The sequence below is a fragment of the Collinsella aerofaciens genome (assembly GCF_902501475.1).
Taxonomy (GTDB): domain Bacteria; phylum Actinomycetota; class Coriobacteriia; order Coriobacteriales; family Coriobacteriaceae; genus Collinsella; species Collinsella aerofaciens_AL.
In genome coordinates, this window is sequence record NZ_CABWIF010000058.1 from 23,197 (window position 1) to 46,238 (window position 23,042).

General features: G+C 59.2%; 19 protein-coding genes and 5 tRNA genes. 4 read left to right on the forward strand and 20 right to left on the reverse strand.

What is annotated here, in order from left to right; translation table 11 throughout:
* Positions 1–192 precede the first annotated feature (192 nt).
* The 10 genes from GDJ93_RS09285 to rpsF form a co-directional block, all read right to left on the reverse strand.
* Positions 193–1,158 (reverse strand): hypothetical protein, encoded by a 966-nt coding sequence (locus GDJ93_RS09285; protein WP_152068584.1) that lies wholly within the window; start codon positions 1,156–1,158, stop codon positions 193–195.
* A gap of 19 nt (positions 1,159–1,177) precedes the next feature.
* Positions 1,178–2,950 carry an ABC transporter ATP-binding protein gene (locus GDJ93_RS09290; RefSeq protein ID WP_152068585.1) on the reverse strand — a complete coding sequence of 591 codons (1,773 nt, stop codon included), beginning with the start codon at positions 2,948–2,950 and terminating at the stop codon, positions 1,178–1,180.
* A gap of 247 nt (positions 2,951–3,197) precedes the next feature.
* Positions 3,198–3,893 (reverse strand): NUDIX domain-containing protein, encoded by a 696-nt coding sequence (locus GDJ93_RS09295; RefSeq protein ID WP_193221516.1) that lies wholly within the window; start codon positions 3,891–3,893, stop codon positions 3,198–3,200.
* 21 nt (positions 3,894–3,914) lie between these two features.
* Positions 3,915–5,219 (reverse strand): phosphoribosylamine--glycine ligase, encoded by a 1,305-nt coding sequence (gene purD, locus GDJ93_RS09300; RefSeq protein WP_152068586.1) that lies wholly within the window; start codon positions 5,217–5,219, stop codon positions 3,915–3,917.
* A 118-nt stretch (positions 5,220–5,337) separates the two neighbouring features.
* Positions 5,338–6,624, reverse strand: coding sequence for an adenylosuccinate synthase (locus GDJ93_RS09305; protein ID WP_055251352.1), 1,287 nt, complete (start codon positions 6,622–6,624; stop codon positions 5,338–5,340).
* Between the two features lie 93 nt (positions 6,625–6,717).
* Positions 6,718–8,115, reverse strand: a complete 1,398-nt coding sequence (dnaB, locus tag GDJ93_RS09310) for a replicative DNA helicase (RefSeq protein WP_006235827.1) — start codon at positions 8,113–8,115, stop codon at positions 6,718–6,720.
* 218 nt (positions 8,116–8,333) lie between these two features.
* A complete protein-coding gene (gene rplI, locus GDJ93_RS09315) occupies positions 8,334–8,873 on the reverse strand; it encodes a 50S ribosomal protein L9 (protein WP_022094073.1) in 540 nt (179 codons plus the stop codon).
* A gap of 15 nt (positions 8,874–8,888) precedes the next feature.
* Complete coding sequence (gene rpsR / locus GDJ93_RS09320) at positions 8,889–9,155, reverse strand: 30S ribosomal protein S18 (RefSeq protein ID WP_006235829.1); 267 nt, start codon at positions 9,153–9,155, stop codon at positions 8,889–8,891.
* A 72-nt stretch (positions 9,156–9,227) separates the two neighbouring features.
* The gene (locus tag GDJ93_RS09325) at positions 9,228–9,680 is read right to left on the reverse strand and encodes a single-stranded DNA-binding protein (RefSeq protein WP_006235830.1); all 453 of its coding nucleotides are present in this window, start codon (positions 9,678–9,680) and stop codon (positions 9,228–9,230) included.
* Positions 9,681–9,728: 48 nt separating this feature from the next.
* On the reverse strand, positions 9,729–10,022 hold the full coding sequence (gene rpsF / locus GDJ93_RS09330) for a 30S ribosomal protein S6 (protein ID WP_006235831.1): 294 nt from the start codon (positions 10,020–10,022) through the stop codon (positions 9,729–9,731).
* Between the two features lie 505 nt (positions 10,023–10,527).
* Between rpsF and GDJ93_RS09335 the strand changes: the two genes are divergently transcribed.
* The 4 genes from GDJ93_RS09335 (at position 10,528) to GDJ93_RS09350 (ending at position 13,128) form a co-directional block, all read left to right on the forward strand.
* Positions 10,528–10,618 (forward strand) — tRNA-Ser (locus GDJ93_RS09335).
* 48 nt (positions 10,619–10,666) lie between these two features.
* A tRNA-Ser gene (locus GDJ93_RS09340) sits at positions 10,667–10,757 on the forward strand.
* Positions 10,758–11,185: 428 nt separating this feature from the next.
* The gene (locus GDJ93_RS09345) at positions 11,186–11,875 is read left to right on the forward strand and encodes a trimeric intracellular cation channel family protein (RefSeq protein ID WP_226812580.1); all 690 of its coding nucleotides are present in this window, start codon (positions 11,186–11,188) and stop codon (positions 11,873–11,875) included.
* Positions 11,876–11,982: 107 nt separating this feature from the next.
* Positions 11,983–13,128, forward strand: a complete 1,146-nt coding sequence (locus GDJ93_RS09350; protein WP_152068587.1) for a DUF8173 domain-containing protein — start codon at positions 11,983–11,985, stop codon at positions 13,126–13,128.
* A 191-nt stretch (positions 13,129–13,319) separates the two neighbouring features.
* Here GDJ93_RS09350 and GDJ93_RS09355 read toward each other — a convergent pair whose 3' ends face one another.
* The 10 genes from GDJ93_RS09355 to GDJ93_RS09400 form a co-directional block, all read right to left on the reverse strand.
* The gene (locus tag GDJ93_RS09355) at positions 13,320–15,005 is read right to left on the reverse strand and encodes a SpaA isopeptide-forming pilin-related protein (RefSeq protein ID WP_152068588.1); all 1,686 of its coding nucleotides are present in this window, start codon (positions 15,003–15,005) and stop codon (positions 13,320–13,322) included.
* The gene (locus GDJ93_RS09360; RefSeq protein WP_193221517.1) at positions 14,959–16,605 is read right to left on the reverse strand and encodes a Spy0128 family protein; all 1,647 of its coding nucleotides are present in this window, start codon (positions 16,603–16,605) and stop codon (positions 14,959–14,961) included. The genes GDJ93_RS09355 and GDJ93_RS09360 overlap by 47 nt, the downstream gene beginning before the upstream one ends.
* A gap of 62 nt (positions 16,606–16,667) precedes the next feature.
* The gene (locus GDJ93_RS09365; RefSeq protein WP_152068590.1) at positions 16,668–18,701 is read right to left on the reverse strand and encodes an isopeptide-forming domain-containing fimbrial protein; all 2,034 of its coding nucleotides are present in this window, start codon (positions 18,699–18,701) and stop codon (positions 16,668–16,670) included.
* 423 nt (positions 18,702–19,124) lie between these two features.
* Positions 19,125–20,963 (reverse strand): translational GTPase TypA, encoded by a 1,839-nt coding sequence (gene typA / locus GDJ93_RS09370; RefSeq protein ID WP_152068591.1) that lies wholly within the window; start codon positions 20,961–20,963, stop codon positions 19,125–19,127.
* 117 nt (positions 20,964–21,080) lie between these two features.
* Entirely contained in the window at positions 21,081–21,530 is a 450-nt protein-coding gene (locus GDJ93_RS09375; protein WP_089572580.1) for a hypothetical protein, read from the reverse strand.
* Between the two features lie 30 nt (positions 21,531–21,560).
* Positions 21,561–21,917, reverse strand: coding sequence for a hypothetical protein (locus tag GDJ93_RS09380; RefSeq protein ID WP_138374280.1), 357 nt, complete (start codon positions 21,915–21,917; stop codon positions 21,561–21,563).
* Between the two features lie 33 nt (positions 21,918–21,950).
* Positions 21,951–22,451: a bifunctional nuclease family protein gene (locus GDJ93_RS09385; protein WP_138374279.1), complete on the reverse strand. Its 501-nt coding sequence runs from the start codon at positions 22,449–22,451 to the stop codon at positions 21,951–21,953.
* Between the two features lie 159 nt (positions 22,452–22,610).
* A tRNA-Ile gene (locus GDJ93_RS09390) sits at positions 22,611–22,687 on the reverse strand.
* 4 nt (positions 22,688–22,691) lie between these two features.
* Positions 22,692–22,767, reverse strand: a tRNA-Ala gene (locus GDJ93_RS09395).
* Positions 22,768–22,834: 67 nt separating this feature from the next.
* A tRNA-Ile gene (locus GDJ93_RS09400) sits at positions 22,835–22,911 on the reverse strand.
* Positions 22,912–23,042: the final 131 nt, after the last annotated feature.

The window sequence follows — 23,042 nt, forward strand, 5'->3', positions numbered from 1 at the left end:
GTCTCACAGGACCGGCTTAAAGGTGTGTAGTTAGGCCTCGCGGTATTGTAACCGCAAGCATGCCTCATGGCGTTAATTTCATCGAAATGTTTACGAAATGATAATTATGATTTTCTATGCATAATGTTTTTTAATCCCCGTCCCAGAAAAATCATCCCGCGGGGCTTGTGGCTCACGCGGGATGATGGCGTCTTATTTTTTCTTGTCCTGCTCCAGCAGTTCGGACGGTGTGCGATCGGGCTTGCCGCCACGGAAAATCTCGCGGCCATGCAGACGATGCTCCAGATCGCGCTCGGCTTTTTCCTCGTCAATCTTGGTCTGGCTCACCACCGGGTCCTCAATCAACGACGACACCGAGTTCACCTGCTTCTGAATGCGCTCGGCGATGGTGTCATCCATACTCCCGATGCGCATCTTCCAGTCGATACTCGTGGCGTTGGATGAGCTCTTGGTCCACACGAACGTCAAAATGGCGCTCTGGTGGCCGCGCGCGGGGAACATGCCAAAGAAGGAATCGTGCTGAATGTTGCTATCCTCGTCGATATAGGCGTGAACGTTATACACCACGCGGTCGATCTTATCGTTGAGCAGCGCGTTGGTCGCGAGCGCCGCGGCCTGAATCTGCCCGTTGGACAGCAGCTCGAGCTCGTTGGCAGACGATGTGTCCAACACCGTCACCTCGACCGTGCCCGTACGCTCATCGGCTTCATCGACGGTGAAGTCGAGCGGGAACTGCGTAAAGCCGTTGCCCCATTCAAGTCCACCCTTGAGCGCCATCGAAACGGTATCGACCGAAACGCTCTCGGACAGGTTGGCGGTGTTCAGACGACGCATCACGCCGTAACCAATCTGCATGCCCACGATCAGCACCAAAATACCAATGACCACGGCCATCGCGGTCTTCGTAATGGTATGACTCACCTGCGAACCCGAAGGATCGTCCTCGGACAGCGGGTCGATATGTTTTGCCTGGCTCGCGCGGTCCTCGCTGCGCAGCTGCGCTAGCGCAGCTTTGTCACCGCGCTTGGCCGCAGCCTCCTTCTCACGCATGCGCTCGGTTCGCTTTTTGGCAAGCGTGGGATCCAAGACACCGGATGCATCGATTTCGGAGAATAACTCCGTCACTTCTTCCGGAGTCAAAGGGTTCTTGTCAGCCATAAACTTCCTGTCATATCAATCAGTCGAGCTCGTGCGCACGCGCACCTTCGAACTGCATTCGATAGTAACGGGCATAGGTGCCGCCATGGGCGAGAAGCTCCTCGTGCGTGCCACGCTCCACAACGCGACCATGCTCAACGGTCGCAATCTCATCGGCATGCTTAATGGTCGAAAGACGGTGGGCGATGATAATCGTGGTGCGGCCGCGTGCCAGCTCTTCGAGCGACTCCTGCACCGCCTCCTCGCTCTCGTTATCCAAAGCACTCGTCGCCTCATCCAAAATAAGGATCTTGGGGTTCTTGAGAAACACGCGCGCGATGGCAACACGCTGCTTCTGTCCGCCCGAAAGACGGCTGCCGCGCTCGCCCACGACCGTGTCATAGCCCTGTGGAAGCGACTCGATAAAGGCATCGATGTTGGCGCGACGGGCGGCCTCGGCGATCTCTTCAGCCGTAGCGCCCGGCTTGCCGTAGGCGATGTTCTCGCCAATCGTACCGTCAAATAGATAGACATCCTGCTGCACCAGGCCGATGGCGCGGCGCAGGCTCTGCTGCGTCACATCGCGCACGTCCTGGCCGTCGATGCTAATGGATCCGGTAGCCACGTCATAAAAGCGCGGCAGCAGCGAACAGGTCGTGGACTTGCCGCCGCCCGAAGGGCCAACCAAAGCGATGGTCTGCCCGGGCTTGATGGACAGGTCCATATGGTCGATAACGGGACGCTCGTCGGCATCGCCCTCGCCCAGCTCGACATCCTCGTAGTTAAAGCACACGTCGTGATACTCCACGGCACCAGCGGTCACCTGCAGATCCGTGGCGCCCGGCTTGTCCTGGATATCCGGCGCGGTCGAGAGCACCTCGTCCATACGCTTAAAGCCGGCGATAGCCTTCTGATACGTTTCGGCCGAATTGACGAGTGTCTCGAGCGGCGTGCAGAACAGCGAAATATAGAGTGCAAAGGTCGCCATATCGACCGCCTGCAGCTGTCCCTGGGCGACCAGCCAGCCGCCCAGCAGCACCACGATCACATAGAGCACACCCGAGAGCAGGCCATACGTCGCGGTATAGACGCCCATGGCGTGATACATGTTCTCCTTGGACGAAAGATAGCGATTGTTGGAGGCGCGGAACTTGAAGCGTTCGGTCTCCTCATTGGCAAAGCTCTTGACCACGCGCATGCCCGCCAGCGAATCCTGCAGCTGCGCATTGATGCCGCTGATTTTTTTGCGGTTGTCGCTAAAGACCTCGCGCATGCGCATGTTCTGCCAAAACATGATGACCGCAAACGCCGCCGTCACCACGGCCATGGCGAGCGCCAGCACCGGGGCGATGGTAAAGAGGATCACAAACGAGCCGATAATCTCGATGCCGCAGATGATGATCCACTCGGGCACGTGATGCGCCGCCTCGCAGATATCGAACAGGTCGTTGACCACGCGGCTCATCATGTCGCCCGAGCTGTTGCGGTCGAAGTACGCAAAGCTAAAGCGCTCATACTGGTCGAACAGGTCCTCGCGCATTTTGGACTCCATGCGCGCGCCCATCACGTGACCCCAATAGCTCACAAAGTAGCGGCAGGCGCAGCGGACGGCATACATCAGCACCAAGCCCACCGCGATCATGCCGAGCGCCTGCATAATGGCAGCCTGACCCTGAGGAAATAGCCCACCGGTCAAATTGCGCAGGATAATGGGGAACGCCAGGTCAATGGCGGCAAGCACCAGAGCACAAACAGTATCAGCAACAAAAAGCCCCATCTGGGGCTTGTAATAAGACAAAAACCTTCTAAACATGCAGTCCTCGGGGGTAAATAAATAGCGTGAGAAATCCGGTTGAACCGGTCAGGCTGAAAACAAAGCGTCCCAACAAGCATAACGCCGATGTTCTGGCAGCGTCAGCGAAAACGTCCCTAAGCGAGCAAGGTGCCTTGAAAGAGGAGCGACGCGTACTTCGGTACGCGAGCGACGATTGAAAGGCAGATTGCCGCTTAGGGGCGTTTGCAGCGTCGGCTCGTTACGCGGTTTGGTAAAACCGCGTAACCTAGAGATCGGCCCCACCCAAGCGGTGCGCGATGCTATCGCAGGCCAAGGCGCCTACGACGGTCTTGGCGTCTTCGATCTTGCCGTCGAGCACGGCGTCGATCAGCTCGTGCAGCGGCACCAGGTCCACGTTGACAAACTCGTCATCATCGGGGTTGGGCGCGTCGAACTCGAGCTTGGTGGCCAGGTAGATATGAATGATCTCATCGCAAAAACCGCAGGACGTGACAATCGACGTCAAAAAGCGAATACGACCAGCCCTAAAGCCCGTCTCCTCATGCAGTTCGCGCTTGGCGCAATCGAGCGGGTCCTCGCCTGGATCGAGCTTGCCGGCGGGAATCTCGACCGTCACGCGGTCGATGGCGGTGCGGTACTGACGCACCAGTATGATCTTGCCGCTCTCGGTCAGTGCTACAACGGCCGCCGCACCCGGATGGCGAACGATATCGCGGGCGCTGCGGTGACCGTTGGGCAGCTCAACCTCAAGACGGTGGACGTCGAGGATCTTGCCCTTCCAGGCGCACTCCTCCGAAAGAATCTTCTCGTGCAGCTCGGTATCGTGCGGGTCGTCGTCGCCCAGCACCAGCGCCGGCTCGTCAGCGACCTCGCCACCAGGCTCGCCCTCGGCGTGCCCATACATGCGGCTGTCCTCTTCGACGATCTGCGCGTCCACGAGCTCTTCGTTCTTCTCGTCCATCCGTCTCATTCCTCTCGGATTTTAGGCATCCCAGGCGTCGCGGCCGCGCAGCGCGCGCAGGCCGATGTCGTGGCGCAGGGTCTTGCCCTCAAAAACAATCTTCTCGCAGGCCTCGTAGGCAAGGTTGCGAGCGTTCTCGAACGTGTCGCCCAGAGCGGTCACGGCAAGCACGCGGCCACCATTGGTCACGAGCTGGCCGTCCACCACGGCAGTGCCCGCGTGGTACACGGTCACGTTCTCCATGGCCTCGGCATCGGCGATACCGGTGATGACCTTGCCCTTCTCGTAGCTGCCGGGATAGCCCGCGCTCGTCAGGACAACGGCCACGGCCCACTCGTCGCGCCAGTCGAGTTCAATCTGATCGAGCTCGCAGTTGGCGCAGGCAAGCATGACCTCGACCAGGTCGTTCTTAAGGCGCGGCAGCACGACCTGCGTCTCGGGGTCGCCAAAGCGGGCATTGAACTCCAGTACCTTGGGGCCGGCAGGCGTGAGCATAAAGCCGCCGTACAGGCAGCCGCGGTAGTCGATACCCTCGGCAGCGAGCTCGGCCACGGTCTGCTCCATGACCTTCACCATGGTGGCGTGCTCCTCGTCAGTCACGATGGGCACCGGGCTGTAGACGCCCATGCCGCCGGTGTTGGGGCCCTTGTCGCCCTCGAGCGCGCGCTTGTGGTCCTGCGAGGTGGCCATGGGGCGCACGGTCTTGCCGTCGGTAAAGGCCAGCAGCGAGCACTCGGGACCAACGAGCATCTCCTCGATAACCACGGTGTTGCCGGCATCGCCAAAGGTGCCGCCAAAGCACTCGCGCACGGCTTCCTCGGCCTGCTCAAGTTCGGTCGCCACGATAACGCCCTTGCCCGCGGCAAGGCCGTCGGCCTTGACGACCAGCGGGGCGCCCTGCTCGCGCACGTAGGCGAGAGCCGAAGCCTCGTCGGTAAACGAACCATAGGCTGCCGTCGGAATGCCCGCACGCTCCATGAGCTGCTTGGAGAACAGCTTGGAGCCCTCCATCTGGGCGCCCTCGGCACCCGGGCCAAAGCAGGGAATACCCGCCGCGCGCACGGCGTCGGCCACGCCCGCCACGAGCGGAGCCTCGGGGCCAATTACCACGAGTCCGCATCCGTGGCTCTGCGCAAACGCCGCCACGGCCGCAGGATCGCAGTCGTCGAGAACAACGTTCTCGCCGCAGCTCGCGGTGCCGCCGTTACCCGGCGCAATGTAGAGCTTGCCGGCGCGCGGTGATGCTGCGAGCTTAGCTGCCAAAGCATGCTCACGGCCGCCGCTGCCCAACAACAGGATGTCGATGGTTTGAGTGTCCGCCTTCAAGGGTGCCTCCTCTATGGATGAATGGCCCGCTCCGCGCGAGCCCTTTGCAAGCAAATATACCCCTCGGCCGCCCGTCCGGGCTGCAAAGGGGTATATCGCAATAACCAAATAGTCCCGATTACTTCCAGAATCGGTTGATGATCTGCTCGCGACCAGCGCCAACGCCAATGAACGTCACGCGGGTGTGTGCCAGATCCTCAATAAACGCCACGTAGTCCTGAGCCTCCTGCGGCAGCTCGTCAAAGCTGCGGCAACCGGTGATATCGCACTTCCAGCCAGGGAGCTCCTCGTAGATGGGCTTGGCATGCTCAAAGCGCACCTGGTGTTCGGGCACGCTCGTGTAACGCTCGCCATCGACGTCGTAGGCCACGCACACCTTGATGGTGTCGAAGGCCGAAAGCACGTCGAGCTTGGTCAGGGCGATGTCGGTGAGGCCGTTGACGCGCGAGGCATAGTTGGCGATAGGGCCGTCAAACCAGCCGCAACGACGACGGCGACCGGTGGTCACGCCGTACTCGTAGCCCTCCTCGGTCAGCGTGTGACCGGCCTCGGACTCATAGGAAAGCTCGGTGGGCATGGGGCCCGAACCGACGCGGGTGATATAGGCCTTCATGACGCCCAGCACGCGGTCGACGTTCTTCATGCCCACGCCGGAGCCGGTAATGGCGCCGCCGGCGGTGCAGTTGGAAGACGTCACGTACGGATAGGTGCCGTGGTCGATGTCGAGCAGCGTCGCCTGGGCGCCCTCAAACAGCAGGTCCTTGCCCTCGTCGATCATGTTGTTGAGCAGCAGGCTCGTCTCGGTGATGTAGGGGCGCAGGCGCTCGGCCATCGGCAGGTACTCGTCGCAAATCTGGTCCACGGTGTAGGTGGGCAGGTTGTAGATGAGCTCGAGCTCGGGGTTCACGCGAGCGAGAGCGGTCTCCAGCTTGTCGCGGAACAGCGCCTCATCCAGCATGTCCTGCATGCGCAGGCCAATGCGGGCCATCTTGTCCTGATAGCACGGACCGATGCCACGCTTGGTGGTACCGATGTTCTTCTTGCCGAGCTTCTGCTCAAAGGCGCCATCCAGATCAATGTGGTACGGCATGATGACATGCGCGTTGCCGCTAATCTTGAGGTTCTTGGTGGTGATGCCGTCGGCCTCGAACATGTCGATCTCCTCAAGGACAACCTTGGGGTTGACGACGCAGCCGTTACCGATCACCGACACGTGGTCGGAATACATGATGCCGGAGGGCACCTGGTGCAGGCCGTACTTCTTGCCGTTGACGACGATGGTGTGGCCGGCGTTGTTGCCTCCCGAGTAGCGCACGACGGCATCGAAGTCGCCGGCGACCAGGTCGCAAATCTTACCCTTGCCCTCATCGCCCCACTGGGCACCGACCAAAACGGTTGACGGCATGTTTACTCCTTACATTCATGGACTGTCTGCGCGCCACGCCGGCACGCAGAAGCACAAAACATTCCCAGTATACCCGTGCAACGGGCGCCTGTCCTACTCCTCGGCATGTGCCCCATCAAGCTCATAGAACTTGGTAGATGCCGGCAGGAACATCAGGTCGACGTCGCCGATCGGGCCCGAACGGTTCTTGGCCACGACGATACGCGTAACGCCCTCGTCGGGTCGATCGTCGCGCGAGGCTTCGGCCTCGTCGGCGGAGCGGTCCAAGAACATAACGATATCGGCGTCTTGCTCGATGGAGCCCGATTCACGAAGGTCGGAAAGCTGCGGGCGCTTGCCGGTACGGGATTCGACCTGACGCGAGAGCTGTGACAGCGCGATGAGCGGGATCTTGAGCTCCTTGGCCATGATCTTAAGACCGCGCGACATCTCCGAAACCTCGACGGTACGGCTCTCGGAGCGGCGTCCCGGTGGGGGACTCACCAGCTGCAGGTAGTCCAGGATGATGATTGCCTTCTCCTTGTTATGGAGCATGCGGCGGCTCTTGGCGCGAATCTCGGTCACTGTGGTGCCGGGCGTATCGTCAATCAGAATATCGAGCTTGGACAAGGTCTGCGTGGCCTCGTTGATATTGGCCCACTGCTCGGGGCTAATGCGGCCCATGCGGAAGTCACTGATCGAGATCATGGCGTAGGCGCAAATCAGACGCTGGGCAATTTCCTTGCCCGACATCTCCAGCGAGAAGAAGCCGACGGTATAACCGGCAGCGGCAGCGTTGAGCGCCAGATTCAGGGCAAACGACGTCTTACCCACAGCAGGGCGGGCGCCGATAATGATGAGCTGGCCCTCGCGGAAGCCCATGAGCATGCGGTCGAGCGACGGGAAACCCGTGGGCACGCCCGCAGCCTGACCACCGGCTTGGCACACTTCCTCGGCCTCGTTATAGGCCTCAACCATAAACTCGGTCAGCGTCTTGTAGCTCGACTTGACCTCGCGCGCCGTAACCTTGAGCAGTTTGCTCTCGGCCAGCTCCACGACCTCTTTCGTGTCGGTAGGGGCGTTATAGGCCAGCGCGTTGATCTCGTTGGTGGCGCCGATCAGCTCGCGCAGCATCGAATCGCGGCGAACGATGGCGGCATGATGCTGCCAGTTGACGAGCGACAGGGTCTGACCCATCAACTCCAAAATGTACGCTTCGCCGCCCACGGCATCGAGCTTGTTGATGCTTCGCAGGTAATCGATCAGCGAGATGGAGTCGATGGGAATGCGGCTGTTGTACATATCGACCATCGCGGTATAGATGGTCTTGTGAATGGGCCGGTAGAAGTCATCGGGCTGCAGCTCGACCTGGGCTTCTTCGACCACCTCGGGCGATAGCAGCATAGCGGCCAGTACATTGGCCTCTGCATCTTGGTTTTGGGGAAGACCCAACTTTGAGCCGCGGTCCTCAACCGTCAGCCCGGTCTCCCTATCGTCATATGCCATGAGCATCCTCATTCATATCGCTTGCGAGCATCCATAGTATCAGCCACGGTCCCAAAACGCGCCGCGCGCCGCCAATCATCACCGAACCAAACGGATGAACGGTCCCGTATATAGGACTTCGACGCAACGTTCACCATGACACTCACTCAGCGCAAAAAACAAAAGGGCGCCCTGGTTTCCCAGAGCGCCCTTCTTAGAACAAGATTGTTGCGTTGCAGCAAATGCTACTCGGCAGCAGCCTCAGTCTCGACCTCGGCGGTCTCGGCCTCGGCGACCTCAGCGGCCTCCTCGACCTCAGCCTCGGCAGCGAGCTCCTCGGCGGTAACGCCGACGAGAACGACAACCTCGGCCTTGATCTCGCGGTACAGCGAGATGGCAACGGTGTGGGCACCGGCAACCTTGATGGGCTTACCGAGCTCGACGCGCTTGCGGTCGATGTCCATACCGAGCTGAGCCTTGATGGCGTCAGCGATCATAGCGGCGGTAACGGAGCCAAAGAGGATGCCCTCGTCGCCGACCTTGACGTCAACGGTGACCGTCTTGCCCTCGAAGGCAGCCTTGGTCTCGTTGGCGGTAGCCAGACGGACGGCCTCGCGCTTGGCGATGTTGTTGCGACGCTCGTCAAGCTGCTTGAGGTTGCCCTTGGTGGCGGCAACAGCGAGCTTCTTGGGGAACAGGAAGTTCTCAGCGTAACCCTGAGCGACCTCTACGACGTCACCCTCGCCGCCCTTGCCCTTGATCTCATCGAGAAGAATAACCTTCATGATGCGTCTCCCTTCTTAGCCGCGGTCGCGGTTGCCACGAGAGGAAACCACGGGGACGGTGTACGGCAGGAGAGCCATCTCGCGGGCGCGCTTGATGGCGTTGGCGATGTCATGCTGATGCTGCGTGCAAGCGCCAGTGACGCGACGGGGCTTGATCTTGCCACGGTCGGTCATGTACTTACGGAGAAGCTGAGTGTCCTTATAGTCGATGAACTCAGTGTTCTCCTTGCAGAACTGGCAGTACTTACGACGCGGCTGACGTGCAGAAAAATCATTAGCCATGTCAAAATACCTTTCATTTGGCAACTTCGGCGAACCGAAGCCGCCTCTCACTCAAAAATAGGTGAACAACCCTTAGAACGGGATGTCCTCATCGTAGACGTCGACCGCGGGCGGCGTGGCCACCGGTGCGGCAGGACGTGCTGCAGGCGCGGGAGCTGCGGGGGCGTAGCCGCCCTGATCGTAGCCACCCTGGCCACCACGGGAGCTCATAAACTCGATCTCATCGACGATGACCTCAAGCTTGCTCCGGCGCTGGCCGTCGCGCTCCCAAGAGCTGTAGCGCAGTTTGCCCTCGATCGCGACCTTGTTTCCCTTTGCCAGGAAACGGCTCACGGCCTCGGCGCGGGTGCCGAACATGGTGCAGTCGACAAAGTTGGGATAGTCCTCCCACTCGCCAGTCTGCGCGTTGCGGCGACGATCGTTCACGGCGACGCCAAAGGACAGAACCTGGGTTCCGCCGGCGGTGGCGCGCAGCTCGGGATCGCGGGTGAGGTTACCGGTGATGTTCACTCGATTGATGCTCATAACTCACTACTTCCTCTTGGGGCACAAGCCCAGTCCAAAACGACAGTCTTACTCCTGGTCGTCGCGACGGACGATCATGTGGCGGACCACAGCGTCGGTGATGCGCAGGACGCGATCAAGCTCGGCGATCTGGGTAGGATCTGCGTGGAAGTTGATGAGGGTGTAGTCACCATCGGTGAGATCGTTGATCTCGTAGGCGAGCTTGCGCTTGCCCCACTCGTCAACGGAGTCGACCTTGCCAGCGCCCTCAGCGATCGTGGTATCGATACGCTTCATAACAGCGAGACGAGTCTCGGGGTCGAGCGACGGGTCAACAAAGAACAGCAGTTCATAAGCCTTCATATTGTCACCTCCTCTGGGCAAATGTGGCTTCAGGTCGTGAAGGTGCGCCTGAAGCAGGAAAAGACTTGGTAATAATATCTTTCAACCTCCTAGGCTGCAAGAATATGCAGCTACAACCTCATGACCTCCACATATGCCCATACTCGCACGACGTTTCATGCGCATTCCAACCAAATGCTGACCAAAAGCTTGACGGATCTGTGGACAAGATACGGTGCCGTGGGGACAAGCTGAGCCAAGTCGCAGGTCAACGGGCGCATGGTTGTGGTCGCAAAATGCATACCAGTGGTCTACAACACCACCCAAAGATTTTTATATTCATTGCCAAGTCGCTTATGAATACCCCTTTTGAACAATTGAGCTGATCAACCACGCTGGTCGAAAGCCGTTTTTTTGGTACCTCAAACCCCACCGCAACGCCAAGCGCGGCCAAGCGTTTTAAAAAATGCCAACTTTTCTGTTTGCACTTTGCGATTCCTCGTGTATACTGACTTTCGCATTTAACGGAGAGTTGTCCGAGTGGCCGAAGGAGCACGATTGGAAATCGTGTAGGCGTCAAAAGCGTCTCCAGGGTTCAAATCCCTGACTCTCCGCCAGTTAATTCCAAAGCAGGCCTTCGAGCCTGCTTTGTTTTTACCCCACGCGGAGGGGTGGCAGAGTGGTTGAATGCGGCGGTCTCGAAAACCGTTTGGCCTGTATAAGGTCACGAGGGTTCGAATCCCTCCTCCTCCGCCATTTAGATTGAGAAAGCTCCCGAGAATGGGAGCTTTTTTCTTTTGAGTCCCTTACAAGCAAATACGGCGGAGGAGGAGGGATTCGAACCCGCCAGGGCGCGGAGCGTAAAGAAAACGCGCCCGTGGCGCGTTTTTAGCGCAGCGCGGTCGGCGTAAGCCGACCGGATAAATTTTGAGCTCCGCTCAAAATTTGGACATCCCTCCTATTCAGCCATGCCCCCATCGCGTTCAACATCAACCCAGACCCCCAAACATGTACGTCACCCTCCAAAACCGACATTTTTCGACATCTTTGGAGGCTGATGTACATGTTATGTACCTACGCCCCCACCCGGCCCCGACCGTTTACCGAGCAATAGGGTCGCCACGCCCGACAACCATGTACTATGTACGGGCATTGTCTAAACCCACGATCCAAAGGACCCCATCTTGCCCGTCGTCGCTGCCATAACCATTACCTCACATGCCTCGGATGCCATGGTTGCCATCCCGTTTTGGCTCGAGATGTTCGCTGTTGTCGCTGCATCGATCTCGGGTGTGCTGGTTGCGCGCGAGCACAAGCTCGACCTGGTGGGCGCGGTCGCGCTCGCGGTGGTCTGCGGTCTGGGCGGCGGTCTTTTGCGCGATATGACGCTCCAGGTCGGCAACGTCTACATCCTCAACCAGCCGATGGCGCTGCCGCTTTCCATTGCCACGGCAGCCATCATCTATATTTTCCCGGCAATCGTCGACAAGCCCGAAAAACTCATTCCCCTGCTCGATATCATCTCGGTCGGCATCTACGCCGCCACCGGAGCGGACAAGGCGCTTGTCTACGGCTTTGCGCCGGCGGTGTGCATCATGATGGGCTTTTTCACCGCGGTGGGCGGCGGCATGCTGCGCGACGGCTTTATGGGCGTGGTTCCGGGCATTTTCCAACGTACTAACTTTTATGCCATCGCCGCCATCGCCGGATCGACAAGCTATGTGTGTCTCGTTATGAGCGGCATCATGAGCAATGTCGCCGCGCTGGTCGTATGCGTTGTCGTGACCATGGGTCTGCGCTGGCTCTCGCTGCGCTTTGACATCAAAAGCCCCACCGAAGAAGATATCGCGCGCTTCTTGCACCGTAAAAAGTAGACAGCACGGCACGACACTTCGAAATGCAACCGAGAGGTTCTTTTAGAGCGCCCACGCGTTGGGTACCCTGTTAGGTATATGCCGAACACCTAACAAAAGGATCAACCATGGCTTTCAATCAAACCGCGACGGCGCCGTCACACAAGATACGTCGCTGCCTGCTTATGGCATTCGCGCTCATCGCGCTCGCGCTCACCGCGCTTCCCACGGCGTCGTTCGCCGGCACGGACACCGCAGGCAACGTACTTGCGACCGACAATGACGCCAATTCGTCCGGCGTCGAAGGTGACCTGTACTGGGCAGGTCAGGCCCTCAACTTGGACGATGCGTCCATCGGCCGCGACATAATTGCAGCAGGCGAGAGCCTCTCCATCCGCGACTGCACGGTGGGCGGCGCCGTCCGCTTGGCGGCACGCACTATCGATATCGCCAAGACCACGGTTGATGGCAGCGTCACGGTCGTCGGTCAGCACGTTGTGCTCAATTCCGACAGCACCGCCAACTGTTTTTACGCGATAGGCGAGACGGTTGCCCTGCGCGGCTCTACCAAGTCGGCAGCGCTTGCGGGCGACACGGTGACCATCGATGGCACCGTCGAGGGCGATGTCGAGGTTTGGGCCGACAAGCTCATCTTGGGCAAGAACGCCCACATCACCGGCACCGTGAACGCGCACGTCTCCGAGGACCCCGAGCGTGCCGCAGGAGCCGAGGTAGGCGCGCTCAAGATCGACCGCACCGAGAACGAGGATACTTCCACCGTTAACGATGTCATCGGCGGTATCGTCGCCGCGGCACTCTCGACCTGCTTTGTCGCTCTGCTGCTCGAGCTCGTCTTTCCGCGCGCGACCGCCAGCGCCGCCGGCATGCTCCACCAGCGCCCCATACCCCTGTGGGTGAGCGGTCTTCTGGGCACGATTGCTATCGTCCCCGCCGTCCTACTGCTAATTATCTCTATCGCTGGTCTGTCGCTTGCCGGAGCCCTCTTGTGCGGCGTTATCGGCATCGCGTTGGTGTCGAGTGCCTTTGCGGGGTGCGCGATCTCCCGCATGGTCGGACACAACCAAAACCGCTACGCCATGGCAGCCGTGGGCGGCGTAATCGCAGGCGCCCTCACGGGGCTTCCCCTCGTAGGTGACTTCATCAGCGGCGTAGCCTTTGTCTTTATGCTCGGCTACGTTATCCAGATCATCTGGCGCAACGCCCACCTCAAGCCGCAGCAGCCGGCTAACATGCCAGGACTCCCCACCGCTTAGCCACCAACCACCACAAAGGTGCCAGGTTACTTTGCACCAACAAACGAAGCGGGGCACTCGGTCATGTCGACCGGGTGCCCCGCTTTTCTTGGAGGGTTCTCTAGTAACTTTTTCAAAACCAATGATCATCAGGTCGGTAGGCCTGTGCGTCACTCGCTACGGAGGCAGCACGCCATTAAGCAGGGGGGCAATTATTTTTCACGACGACCGCCTCCCCGCTTGATGACGAGCGCGACAACAATAGCCGCCACTCCGATGGCAGCCAAAGCCGCCACCAGCACCAACGTTCTATCTCCTGTCGAGGGCATAAAGCCTCGACTTGCTTCTTTGCTTGGAGTGTTGAGCACCGACAGTTCAATCGAACCCGTCCCGGCATCAGCGGTATCAACCCGCAGAGGGCTTTCGGCCGACACGGTCACCTTGGGCTTCGCGGCTGCAACCTGTTTAACGTCCAATCCCTCGGACGTAACCGTTACCGTTCGCTTGCCCTCAAAGGCGGTGTATCCCTTGGGAGCCGCGACCTCTTCGACGGTGTAGACACCCGCGTCCACACCGCTCAATTCCACATGGCCGTCCGCGCCCGTGGTGACGCACGCGGCGGCATCCGTCGACCACGAGCCGTCGGTCGTTAGGATGCGCCCGCGGTCATCGATGATGCGCAGCTTGGCGCCCGCGAGCGGTTTATCGTCCGAGCTTGAGCGCTTGATCAGACTGAGTCCCCAGGTGTAGGCGCACGCGTCATCGCTCGGCGTGCGGGTGAATCCGGCGTCGCCGGACTGGTCGGCAAAGGGTGAGCGCGGGTAGCGCAGGTAGACCTCGTTGGGGTTGCCCTTCGCGATGCCGTGGTTGCATGCGCTGTTGAGCGGCGCGTTGTACACGGCGACCACGCGGGCGCCCGCGGTGAAGGCGTCTGCCCCGCCGAGCACGTCGATGAGGTCGCCGGTGCGCACGGTGAAGGTCTTGCCGTCGACCGAGACCCCGCACTGGGCCGTGATATCGGTCCAGCCCTTCGCGGGGTCGGTGCCGGCGCGTCCGTCCTTGCCGGTCTGGACCGCGTCAAAGCCGCCGTCCGCGCCCGCCGCCACGTACACGCGCATGCTCGCGGCCACCTTGGAGGGGTCGAGCCCCGCGCTCATGGTGTCGGCGAACTGCACCGTATAGGTGTCGTAGGCCGTGAGGCCCGCCGGGACCGTGGCAGAGAGGCGCCAGTACAGGTCGTCGGCGACCGTGGCGTCGGCGGCCTTCTGCCAGGCGGCGGTGCTGTCCTCCAGCACGTGCTTGGACACCTTGGGGGTCGCCGCCTTGGGCTTGACGGTGACGGCGCTGCCGCCGACCAGGGCCATGATCGGCGCGGTGCCGGCCTCGCCCCGGGCGATGGCGTCGTCGTCGGCGACGATGAGCCAGTAGCCGCAGGGCAGCTCGGCCGCCGTGCCCGCGTTAAGGCCCACGGAGGCGGCGCCTGCTTCGACAATTGCGCGGGCAAGTTTTGCCGTCAGTGCGGTCGCCATGTGTCTGTCGGCATTCATCCATTCGGCAGCCTCTTGCGCCGTCGATGCCGAGCCATCAAGTCCAGCATCATGAAGCACGGAAAGAATAGTTTGACGAACCGCGTCATTCGCCCACGTTACGTCAGTTGCAATTTTTTGGCCAGCATCGTCATCGTCGACAACGGTCGCCGAAAAGAGCTGGTACGCGTCATACCGCGTCGCAACTGTACCGCCTACCATAATGGCACCGGTGCCCGCCGCGCGGGCCGTCCCGGGCAGCATCGCAAAAGAGAGCATAGCGACCGTAACTATCGTCGCCACGGCCAACAAGCGGCGCCAAAGCCTACTCACGGCGACCACCTCGATCTCGATCGCGATGGCGGTGAGCATGCATCCATGTCGCGGCAAAGCACAGCAGCGAAGCGCCAGCCAGATACGTCATAGTCAAGCCGGCACCGCCTGCCTCGGGAAGCGTGGTCGAGTATCTGTTGGTAAAAGTCGGCGGGGTCGAAGAGCCATTGTCGTAGGTGACGGTGGCGACGAGATTTCTCTCACCGTTGTCCACCTTAACCGTAACCTTGTGCTGGGTCCTGTCGTAGGTGATGTGGTCCTTGACGTTGTTCTCGGCGCCCTCGGGGACGACCTCAGAGATGGTATAAGTATAGGTATCGGCCTTGTTGTAGTCGACGTTGAAGGAGACGTTGCCCATGGCATCGTTGGTCACCGTTTGGAGCACCCTGTCCTTGTCATCCTTGAGCGCGAACGAGAACTGACCTTCCTTGAACGTTCCGCCTGCGAGCACCTTCTCTGCGTTAATAACCGCCTTGCCCGTCATGCGGTTGTCGTAGACCCAGATCTCGTCCTTCTTTGTATCGTCGATGATCTCCGCACCGTCGACGATGTCCTTTGCCTTAGTTAGCGCAGCCTGATAATCCTTGTCGCTCGCGCTGCCCTTGAGCATGATCCACGTGGGATCGGCCTTGGCATAGCCAACAGGCGCCTTGGTCTCCACGAGCTGATAGAGCACACAATTACTCATCTTCTTGTCGCTTGTGCCGAACGAGATTTTGCCGTTGGCGTCGGTAGGGACGTCGATCGCGGCCTCGTCAAACGGCGTTCTGGCGTTCTCTACATTTCCGTCATCCGCAACCTGGCCCATATCCACGCTGTAGAGTGTGAACTTCGCCCCCTCGAGCGTCGCGCCGACCTGCTGGGCGTCGTACTTGGTCATCGTGATGCTGTAGCCGTTGCCGCCCGCGCTGGCGGACGCATTTTGAATCTTCCATTTTTGCTCGTCGATCGCCGAACCCTCCGTCACCCCCGCAAGCTCGGCGGTGTTGGAAAGGGACACCTCTTCGCCGGGGTTTCCGGTCGGGATAACCTCATACTCGACCTTGAGGTATTTCCCGTCGGGCACCTCAAGAGTCAACTTCGTACGCGAGCCAGATTCATCCTTGACTTGCTCCATCTTCGACGAATAGTCCTTATCAGCCAGCGGTGACCAGGCACCATTCACCTGCTCATAGACCTTAAGCGTCGACGGCACCAGCGCGCACTTGGCATCCATGGTATCGACGAGCTCAAGGAAGTCGGTGCCATTTTTAAGGGCAACGGCAGACTCGTTAACAAGAATGGTGTATTTGATGCGATTGCTATTGGCAACCTGCTCGCCGGACTTTTTGATGACGTTGTTCTTAATGATAACGTCACCTTTACCGGAATCGAACTTTTTAACTCCTGACCCCGCGCTGGCCTTGTTGGTGAACTTCACCTCGTTTGTGGAGGTATCGAGCTCACCGCGCTTGACCGCCGTCTTGTACGTGAGCTTTGCGTAGCCGGCATAGCTTTCAAGCTCAGTCGTGGGGATGGAGAAGGTGACCGTATTGCCGTTGCGGCTGACGTTGTCGGCGGCGAGCGTCCGACCCGTAACGACCTCCTTGGCCTCGCCTCCGCGATGAAGCCCCGTATGTTTATCATAGGGGTTCTGCACGAGCGTATACTTTGCGGAATTCGCAACATAGCTCATACCATCCGGAAGGCTATCAACGATATTCAGCGGTTTCCCGCCCAGCTTTCCAGCTCCATAGTATTCGAACTCGCCATTTGCGCCCTTATTACCCTTTTGGCGGTTGCATACACCGTCCAGTCGACGATCCAGGCGCCCTTCTCATCCGAGCCGTCAACGGTATGCCAATCGAAGTTCTCAACCCAAGACACCTTCGACTCCGCTTCCGGCTTCTCGACCGCGGGCATCGTTTCTCGGTTGACAACGTACTTGATGGGTTCGGTGAACGGCCACTGTAGTCTCAGGCCCGGTGCTTCGACCGCTGCGAAGTTTGAGTACCAGCCCGACAGCGCTTCTGATGTAGTGTCGTAGGTGATAACGGCGTAGTCCTCGTTCTCGAGAGCGGCTTTCACGTTGTCGGTAACGATGATCTTGAGGTCGTAGTTTTTCTTTGTTTCATTACCCGGATAGCTGGTCGTTGGTCTCCAGTCGGTGCCCGGAACCAGCTCGGTATTGCCGATTTTAATGGTAATGGAGCTTTCGTCGACACCAAGTTTCTGCGACCATGCCGACTGAAACGTGTCCTTCACCGTCACCTCGCCTGGATGGGCCGCATTGACGATCGCCTTCAGCGCGACCTTCGTCTCCCACGTCGCCCTGCCCGTCGTCGCCGCCTCATCGTATCTCACGAGCCTCTTGGTGATCGGCACAACACCCGTCAGCTGCGGCGTGAAACTGCCATCATCCGTACCGGAAACGGAACCTTTGCGCTCGATGGTCGCGCTGTTGCGCACGGTGTCGTACGAGCTCGTATCGTTCATCTTGGTGTGATAAACGATGCAGTAGGTGGCGTACTTATCCTCAAGGTTGTTCGGGAACGTATAGGAAAAGAAATTATCCTTAGGTTCAAGTTTTCTTTCACAAATCTTGACTCCGCTCGCCTCCGAGTCGCCTTTGTAAACCGCAAAGTTGCCCGTATACGTCTGTTTTCCGTCCAGATTATCGGTGAACATGTATCCGCTCATGTCGGCCTTGAGCTTGCCTTGGTTGAGCTTGACCGTCCACTTGATGTCCGACGGCGTGCCTGAGCCATTGGACTTCTTGATCATGTCATAGCCGAATGTAACAGGCTCAGCCGTAGCTGTTCTGTTATCGCCGTCGCTTGAGCCAGCCCAATTCCACGTTGCCGTATTCTCAGCTTTGATCAAATCGCCGCCGTTCGCGGCAACGCCGCTCTTCAGCACCGTATCGTACGTGATCGTGTGGTTGCCCCGGGAAAGGTTGCCCAGGCTGTCGAGGGTTACGACCTGGCCGTCGATCATCGGCTGGGAGTCAAGCTTCTTGCCGTCGAGCTTGAAACTGTCGTTCACAAAGTCGAAGTTGTCGCCCAGCGTATCAGTGAAGCTAACGTCCGTAGCATACGACTCTACGGTAAGCGTAACAGTCCAGGTAACCTTGGCCACGCCATCTGCGCCCTGGGAGAAGGTCCCCGACTTCGTCCCCGTGACTTTGCCGTCCTTGATAGGGATTTTGATCGTTCCCACACCAGGGAACACGACAGATGCGTTGCCGCCTGAGCTGGTGTCCTTGTCTGCAAGCTCGAACGACAAATTGGCTCCGACATAAATCTCCGCAGGGTTTGACGCAAGCCAGTTTTTGTCAAACGCAAAGATGACCTTATTGTCCTTAATCTTCCACGTGCCAGCCTTGGCGGCAGTGGCTTCCGAACCCTCCATGAGGTCGCCGCCGTCGTTGTCGTCAACGACAATGGTGTCGGGCAGCTTATAGACAGCGATGTTCTTCTCGGGCGTAGGCGCCTTGCCGCCTTTGAATTGTGCCGAGAAAGCTCCATAGAGCGTCGAAGTGGACGTTACGGGATCCTCGAGCTTTTGAGTATGGTGCTCATCGGTATACAGCCTGACATCAACCGTCGCCGTATCCCCATCGATCGCAATCGGATCGGGCTTCGCAACGTCATCGGCGCGCACGGGGGCCGCACCGTAAAACACTGCGGCGGTGAGGCAAATCAAAATGAAAATCAGAGCCGCCATACCCAGCGACCGTGAGCGGTGTACGTCCATAGTTGTCCCCTAATTCCTACAACACAGTGTGGAATACGGCGAATCGTCGGATCGAACACAAGCCCCAACATCAACGAGAACCTACCTAGCGCATTGCAAGAACCCATTGGGGAGCACCTTCTAAGACGGTTCGTCTATGCCACAATGCATAAAATACAATATAGATAACAGTCATGTAAACCGCTGGTAAAGACGTCTTTTAATGTAATACCAGTTGATATTTATCTGTTAACGGTTTTGTATCAAAGCGGTTATATCCTGTGGAATTATGTATATGTTTAAACAACTTTACTTTGGCTGGAAAGCCGCTCGGGGGATAACCTCCTCCACCGTGGTGCAAAGTAACCTGTCCCCTTGCACCAAAAAGGGCGCCGACCATTGCGGTCGACGCCCTTTCTTATTGGCGGTTATAAGCCCCAACGCTTATTTGTTGACCTGGCCGGCGCGGACGGCAGCCTTCTTGCGGTCGGTGGCGTTGAGCAGACGCTTGCGCAGGCGGATGTTCTTGGGAGTGATCTCGACCAGCTCGTCGTCGGCGATATACTCCAGCGCCTCCTCCAGCGAGAAGGTGCGAGGCGGCACCAGCTGGACGGAGATATCGGAGGTCGAGGAACGCTGGTTGCCCAGGTTCTTGGTACGGGCGATGTTGACGACCATGTCGCCAGCCTTGCTGCGCTCGCCCACGATCATGCCCTCATAGCACTCGGTGCCCGGCTCAACGAACAGCTGGCCGCGCTCCTGCAGCGTGCCCAGAGCGTAGGCGACGGCCTTCTCGGTGGTCATAGAAATCATGGCGCCGTTCTGACGGTTGCCGATCTCGCCGGCATAGGGACCATACTCCAGGAAGGTGTGGTAGAACACGCCCTCGCCGTGGGTGACGTTCATGATGCGGTTCTTAAGACCCATGATGCCGCGCGTCGGGATTTTGAACTCGAGGTGCGTCACGATGCCCGAGGTGTCCATACTCGTCATGATGCCGCCGGAGGTACCGAAGACCTCAACGACCTTGCCCGAGTACTCGTCCGGGCACTCGACGACGGCCTGCTCGACAGGCTCCATCTTGTTGCCGTTCTCGTCCTTCTTAAACAGAACGCGGGGACGGCCGACCTGGAACTCAAAGCCCTCGCGGCGCATGGACTCCATCAGGACGGACAGGTGCAGGATGCCGCGGCCAGAGACCTCGACGCCGCTCTTGTCCTCGAGCTCCTCGATCTTCATGGTCACGTTGTTCTCGGCCTCGTTGAACAGGCGCTCCTTGAGCTGACGGGCGCCCACGATGTCGCCGTCGCGACCGACGAGCGGGGAGGTCGAAGCCTCAAAGACGATGGACAGGGTCGGCGGGTCAATCTCGATGGGCTCGAGCTCGACGGGGTTCTCGGGGTCGGTGTAGACATCGCCGATATCGGTGCGTTCAATACCCACGACAGCGGCGATATCGCCGGCGCCGACTTCCTGGCACTCGGTGCGGCCCAGGTAGTCGAAGGTAAAGAGCTGCTTGACGGTAGCGGTGGCGCTGGAGCCGTCGTTCTTCACAACCAGGATCTGGTCGCCCTGGTGAATGGCGCCGGAGTACACGCGACCGATACCGATGCGGCCGACGAAGTTGGAGTGGTCGATGGTCACGCACTGCATGGCCAGCGGGGCGTTCTCGTCAACCTCGGGCGCGGGCATGTCGTCGATGATCATATCGAGCAGCGGATACATGTCCATGTTGCCGTCGTTGGGGTCAAGACGGGCAAAGCCGTTCATGGCGCTGGCGTAGACCACGTGCTCCATGGCGAACTCAAGCTGGTCGTCGGTGGCGCCCAGGTCGGCCATAAGGTCGAGGCAGTCGTTGTAGGCCTTCTCGGGGTTAGCACCCGGACGATCGATCTTGTTGATGACGATCATAATCTTAAGGCCGGTGTCGATAGCGTGACGCAGCACGAAGCGGGTCTGGGGCATGGGGCCCTCAAAGGCGTCGACCAGCAGCAGGGCGCCGTCGGCCATACGCAGCACGCGCTCGACCTCGCCGCCAAAGTCGGCGTGGCCCGGGGTGTCGATGACGTTGATCTTAACGTCCTTGTACTCGATAGAAATGTTCTTGGCGAGAATCGTAATGCCGCGCTCGCGCTCCTGGTCGTTGGAATCCAGGACGCGGTCCTCGACCTGCTGGTTGGCACGGAAGGCGTCCGTGGCACGCAGGAGCTTATCGACCATCGTCGTCTTGCCGTGGTCGACGTGGGCGATGATGGCGATGTTCCTCAGATTGTCTACGCGCATGTAGTTCCCCTATCTTCTATCCATATACAAACGGCACGCGTATGCGACCCGCCCAGCGATGCAACGCTCAGCGGGAATATTGAGCCTTTTACCGAAAACTCGTTTATTTTAGCGATTTTAGATGAGAGGGGTTTCCTCACCTGCAGGTTCAGGGTCGCTCCACATAAAACCATCGCCGGCGCCCATGCCCTCATACAGCACATATGCCGAAAAACCACTCTCGAGCGTGGTTTCGAAGAAGCTCACGAGCAGAGCATCGTGATAGCCGCCGTCAATCTCGACGCAGCCGGTGTAGCCGATGGCATAGCGGGCGATACGGCCCAGGCCCTCGTCCTTAAGACCCATCTTGTGCTCGGAAATAAAGTTGGTGGCCGCCTCCAGGCACGCCTCTTCGCCGTCCTCGTCGAGCGCCGCCAGATATCGGTTGGAAGCAGCGTCCTCAATCGCCACAACTACGCCCGGATTCTCGCCGGCGGCAAGGTCGTCCAAGAACGCACCAATCAGGTCACACACCATGGCGTCGAGCTCGGCGGAGACGTTACCGGCGTCCTGCATATCCTGTGCCATCTTTAGACCTTCCCATCGAGTCTGGCGTCGTTACAGTTCTTGTGCCTCGGCGGCAATCTTAGCGGCAGCGTCGCGGGTGCGCATCATATCCATCGCGCGCTTGTCGAGCACCTTGATCTGACTGGTCAGCATGACCGCATCGACCACACCCCAGATCACGAGGCCCGTAGAGATCGAAAACCCAAGCGCACCAACTGTACCACGAAGGCGCGAGCAGATTGCCGCGACAAGGGCGGAGACGACAACCATCTTGATAAACGAGCCGCGGCGTTCGCGAAGCGTGCGGGCCTGCGTCACATAGGCAATGCGAGCCGCCTCAGAAGCCTCCGAGCGCATCTGGGCCTCGCGCGCAATGGCCGCCGCCTCAGCCGACATACCGCCGGCCATCAGCGAACGCTCCGCAGCCTGGCCGCCCCACATTTAGAAGTCATCGGGGGAGAGCGTATGGACGAACTCGTCGAACTTCTCGAACTCCCGCTCGTCGTCAACTTCCTCGGCATGGGCAGAAACGGTGCCCAGGCGATTCATGATGTCGTCCTCCACAAACATGGGGGCATTGCTGCGCACGGCAAGGGCAATGGCATCACTGGGACGCGCATCGATCTTATGCTCGTTGCCATCGGCCAACACGACAACCGTCGCGTAAAACACGGGCGGCTCGGCGCGAACGATTTCGATGCGTTCGAGCTTGGCACCCAGGGCGCCAACAGTATCGAGCAACAGGTCATGGGTAATCGGGCGCTCGGCGCGGCCGCTATCGATGCCGCGGCTGATGGCAGCGGCTTCAAACGAACCAGTTTGAATGGAAAGGGAACGCAGTGGCGCGGGCGAGTCCGATTTGCTGCAGCGCTCGCGAAGCACGATAAGCGATGGCACGGGACCGGCGGCCATGACGATGGTCTCTATGTCGACACGAACCATGGAACACCTCCGGTACGTAGCGGTTAACACGCGGCAAGGTCGCCGCATTGAATAGCTATACTACCCAATCTTTCGCACAGCACACAAAACCAAAATGAGATTTATCGCAGACAAGAAAAAAGCCCCGAGGCAACGCCCCAGGGCTCTTCACAGTTTTGATGGTGGACCTGACAAGATTCGAACTTGTGACCTCCCGGTTATCAGCCGGACGCTCTAACCAACTGAGCTACAGGTCCATCATGGTGGAGGTTAGGGGGATCGAACCCCTGACCTCAGGCTTGCAAAGCCCGCGCTCTCCCAGCTGAGCTAAACCCCCACGGAGACAGTAATAAACACCCCAGCGGCGACTCGGCTCTCGCTGGGGTGTTTATTGCGAAAGAAAGTGGTGGACCTGACAAGATTCGAACTTGTGACCTCCCGGTTATCAGCCGGACGCTCTAACCAACTGAGCTACAGGTCCATCGCGCAAGGGATATATTAGACGAGTCGTTACGCGCGCGTCAACAACTTTTTTGAAAATCTTTGGGAGGGGTGGTCGCTGGGCTGGCGAGATGGTTTTGGTTTGCTGCTCGGACAGTCCTGCGCAAGACG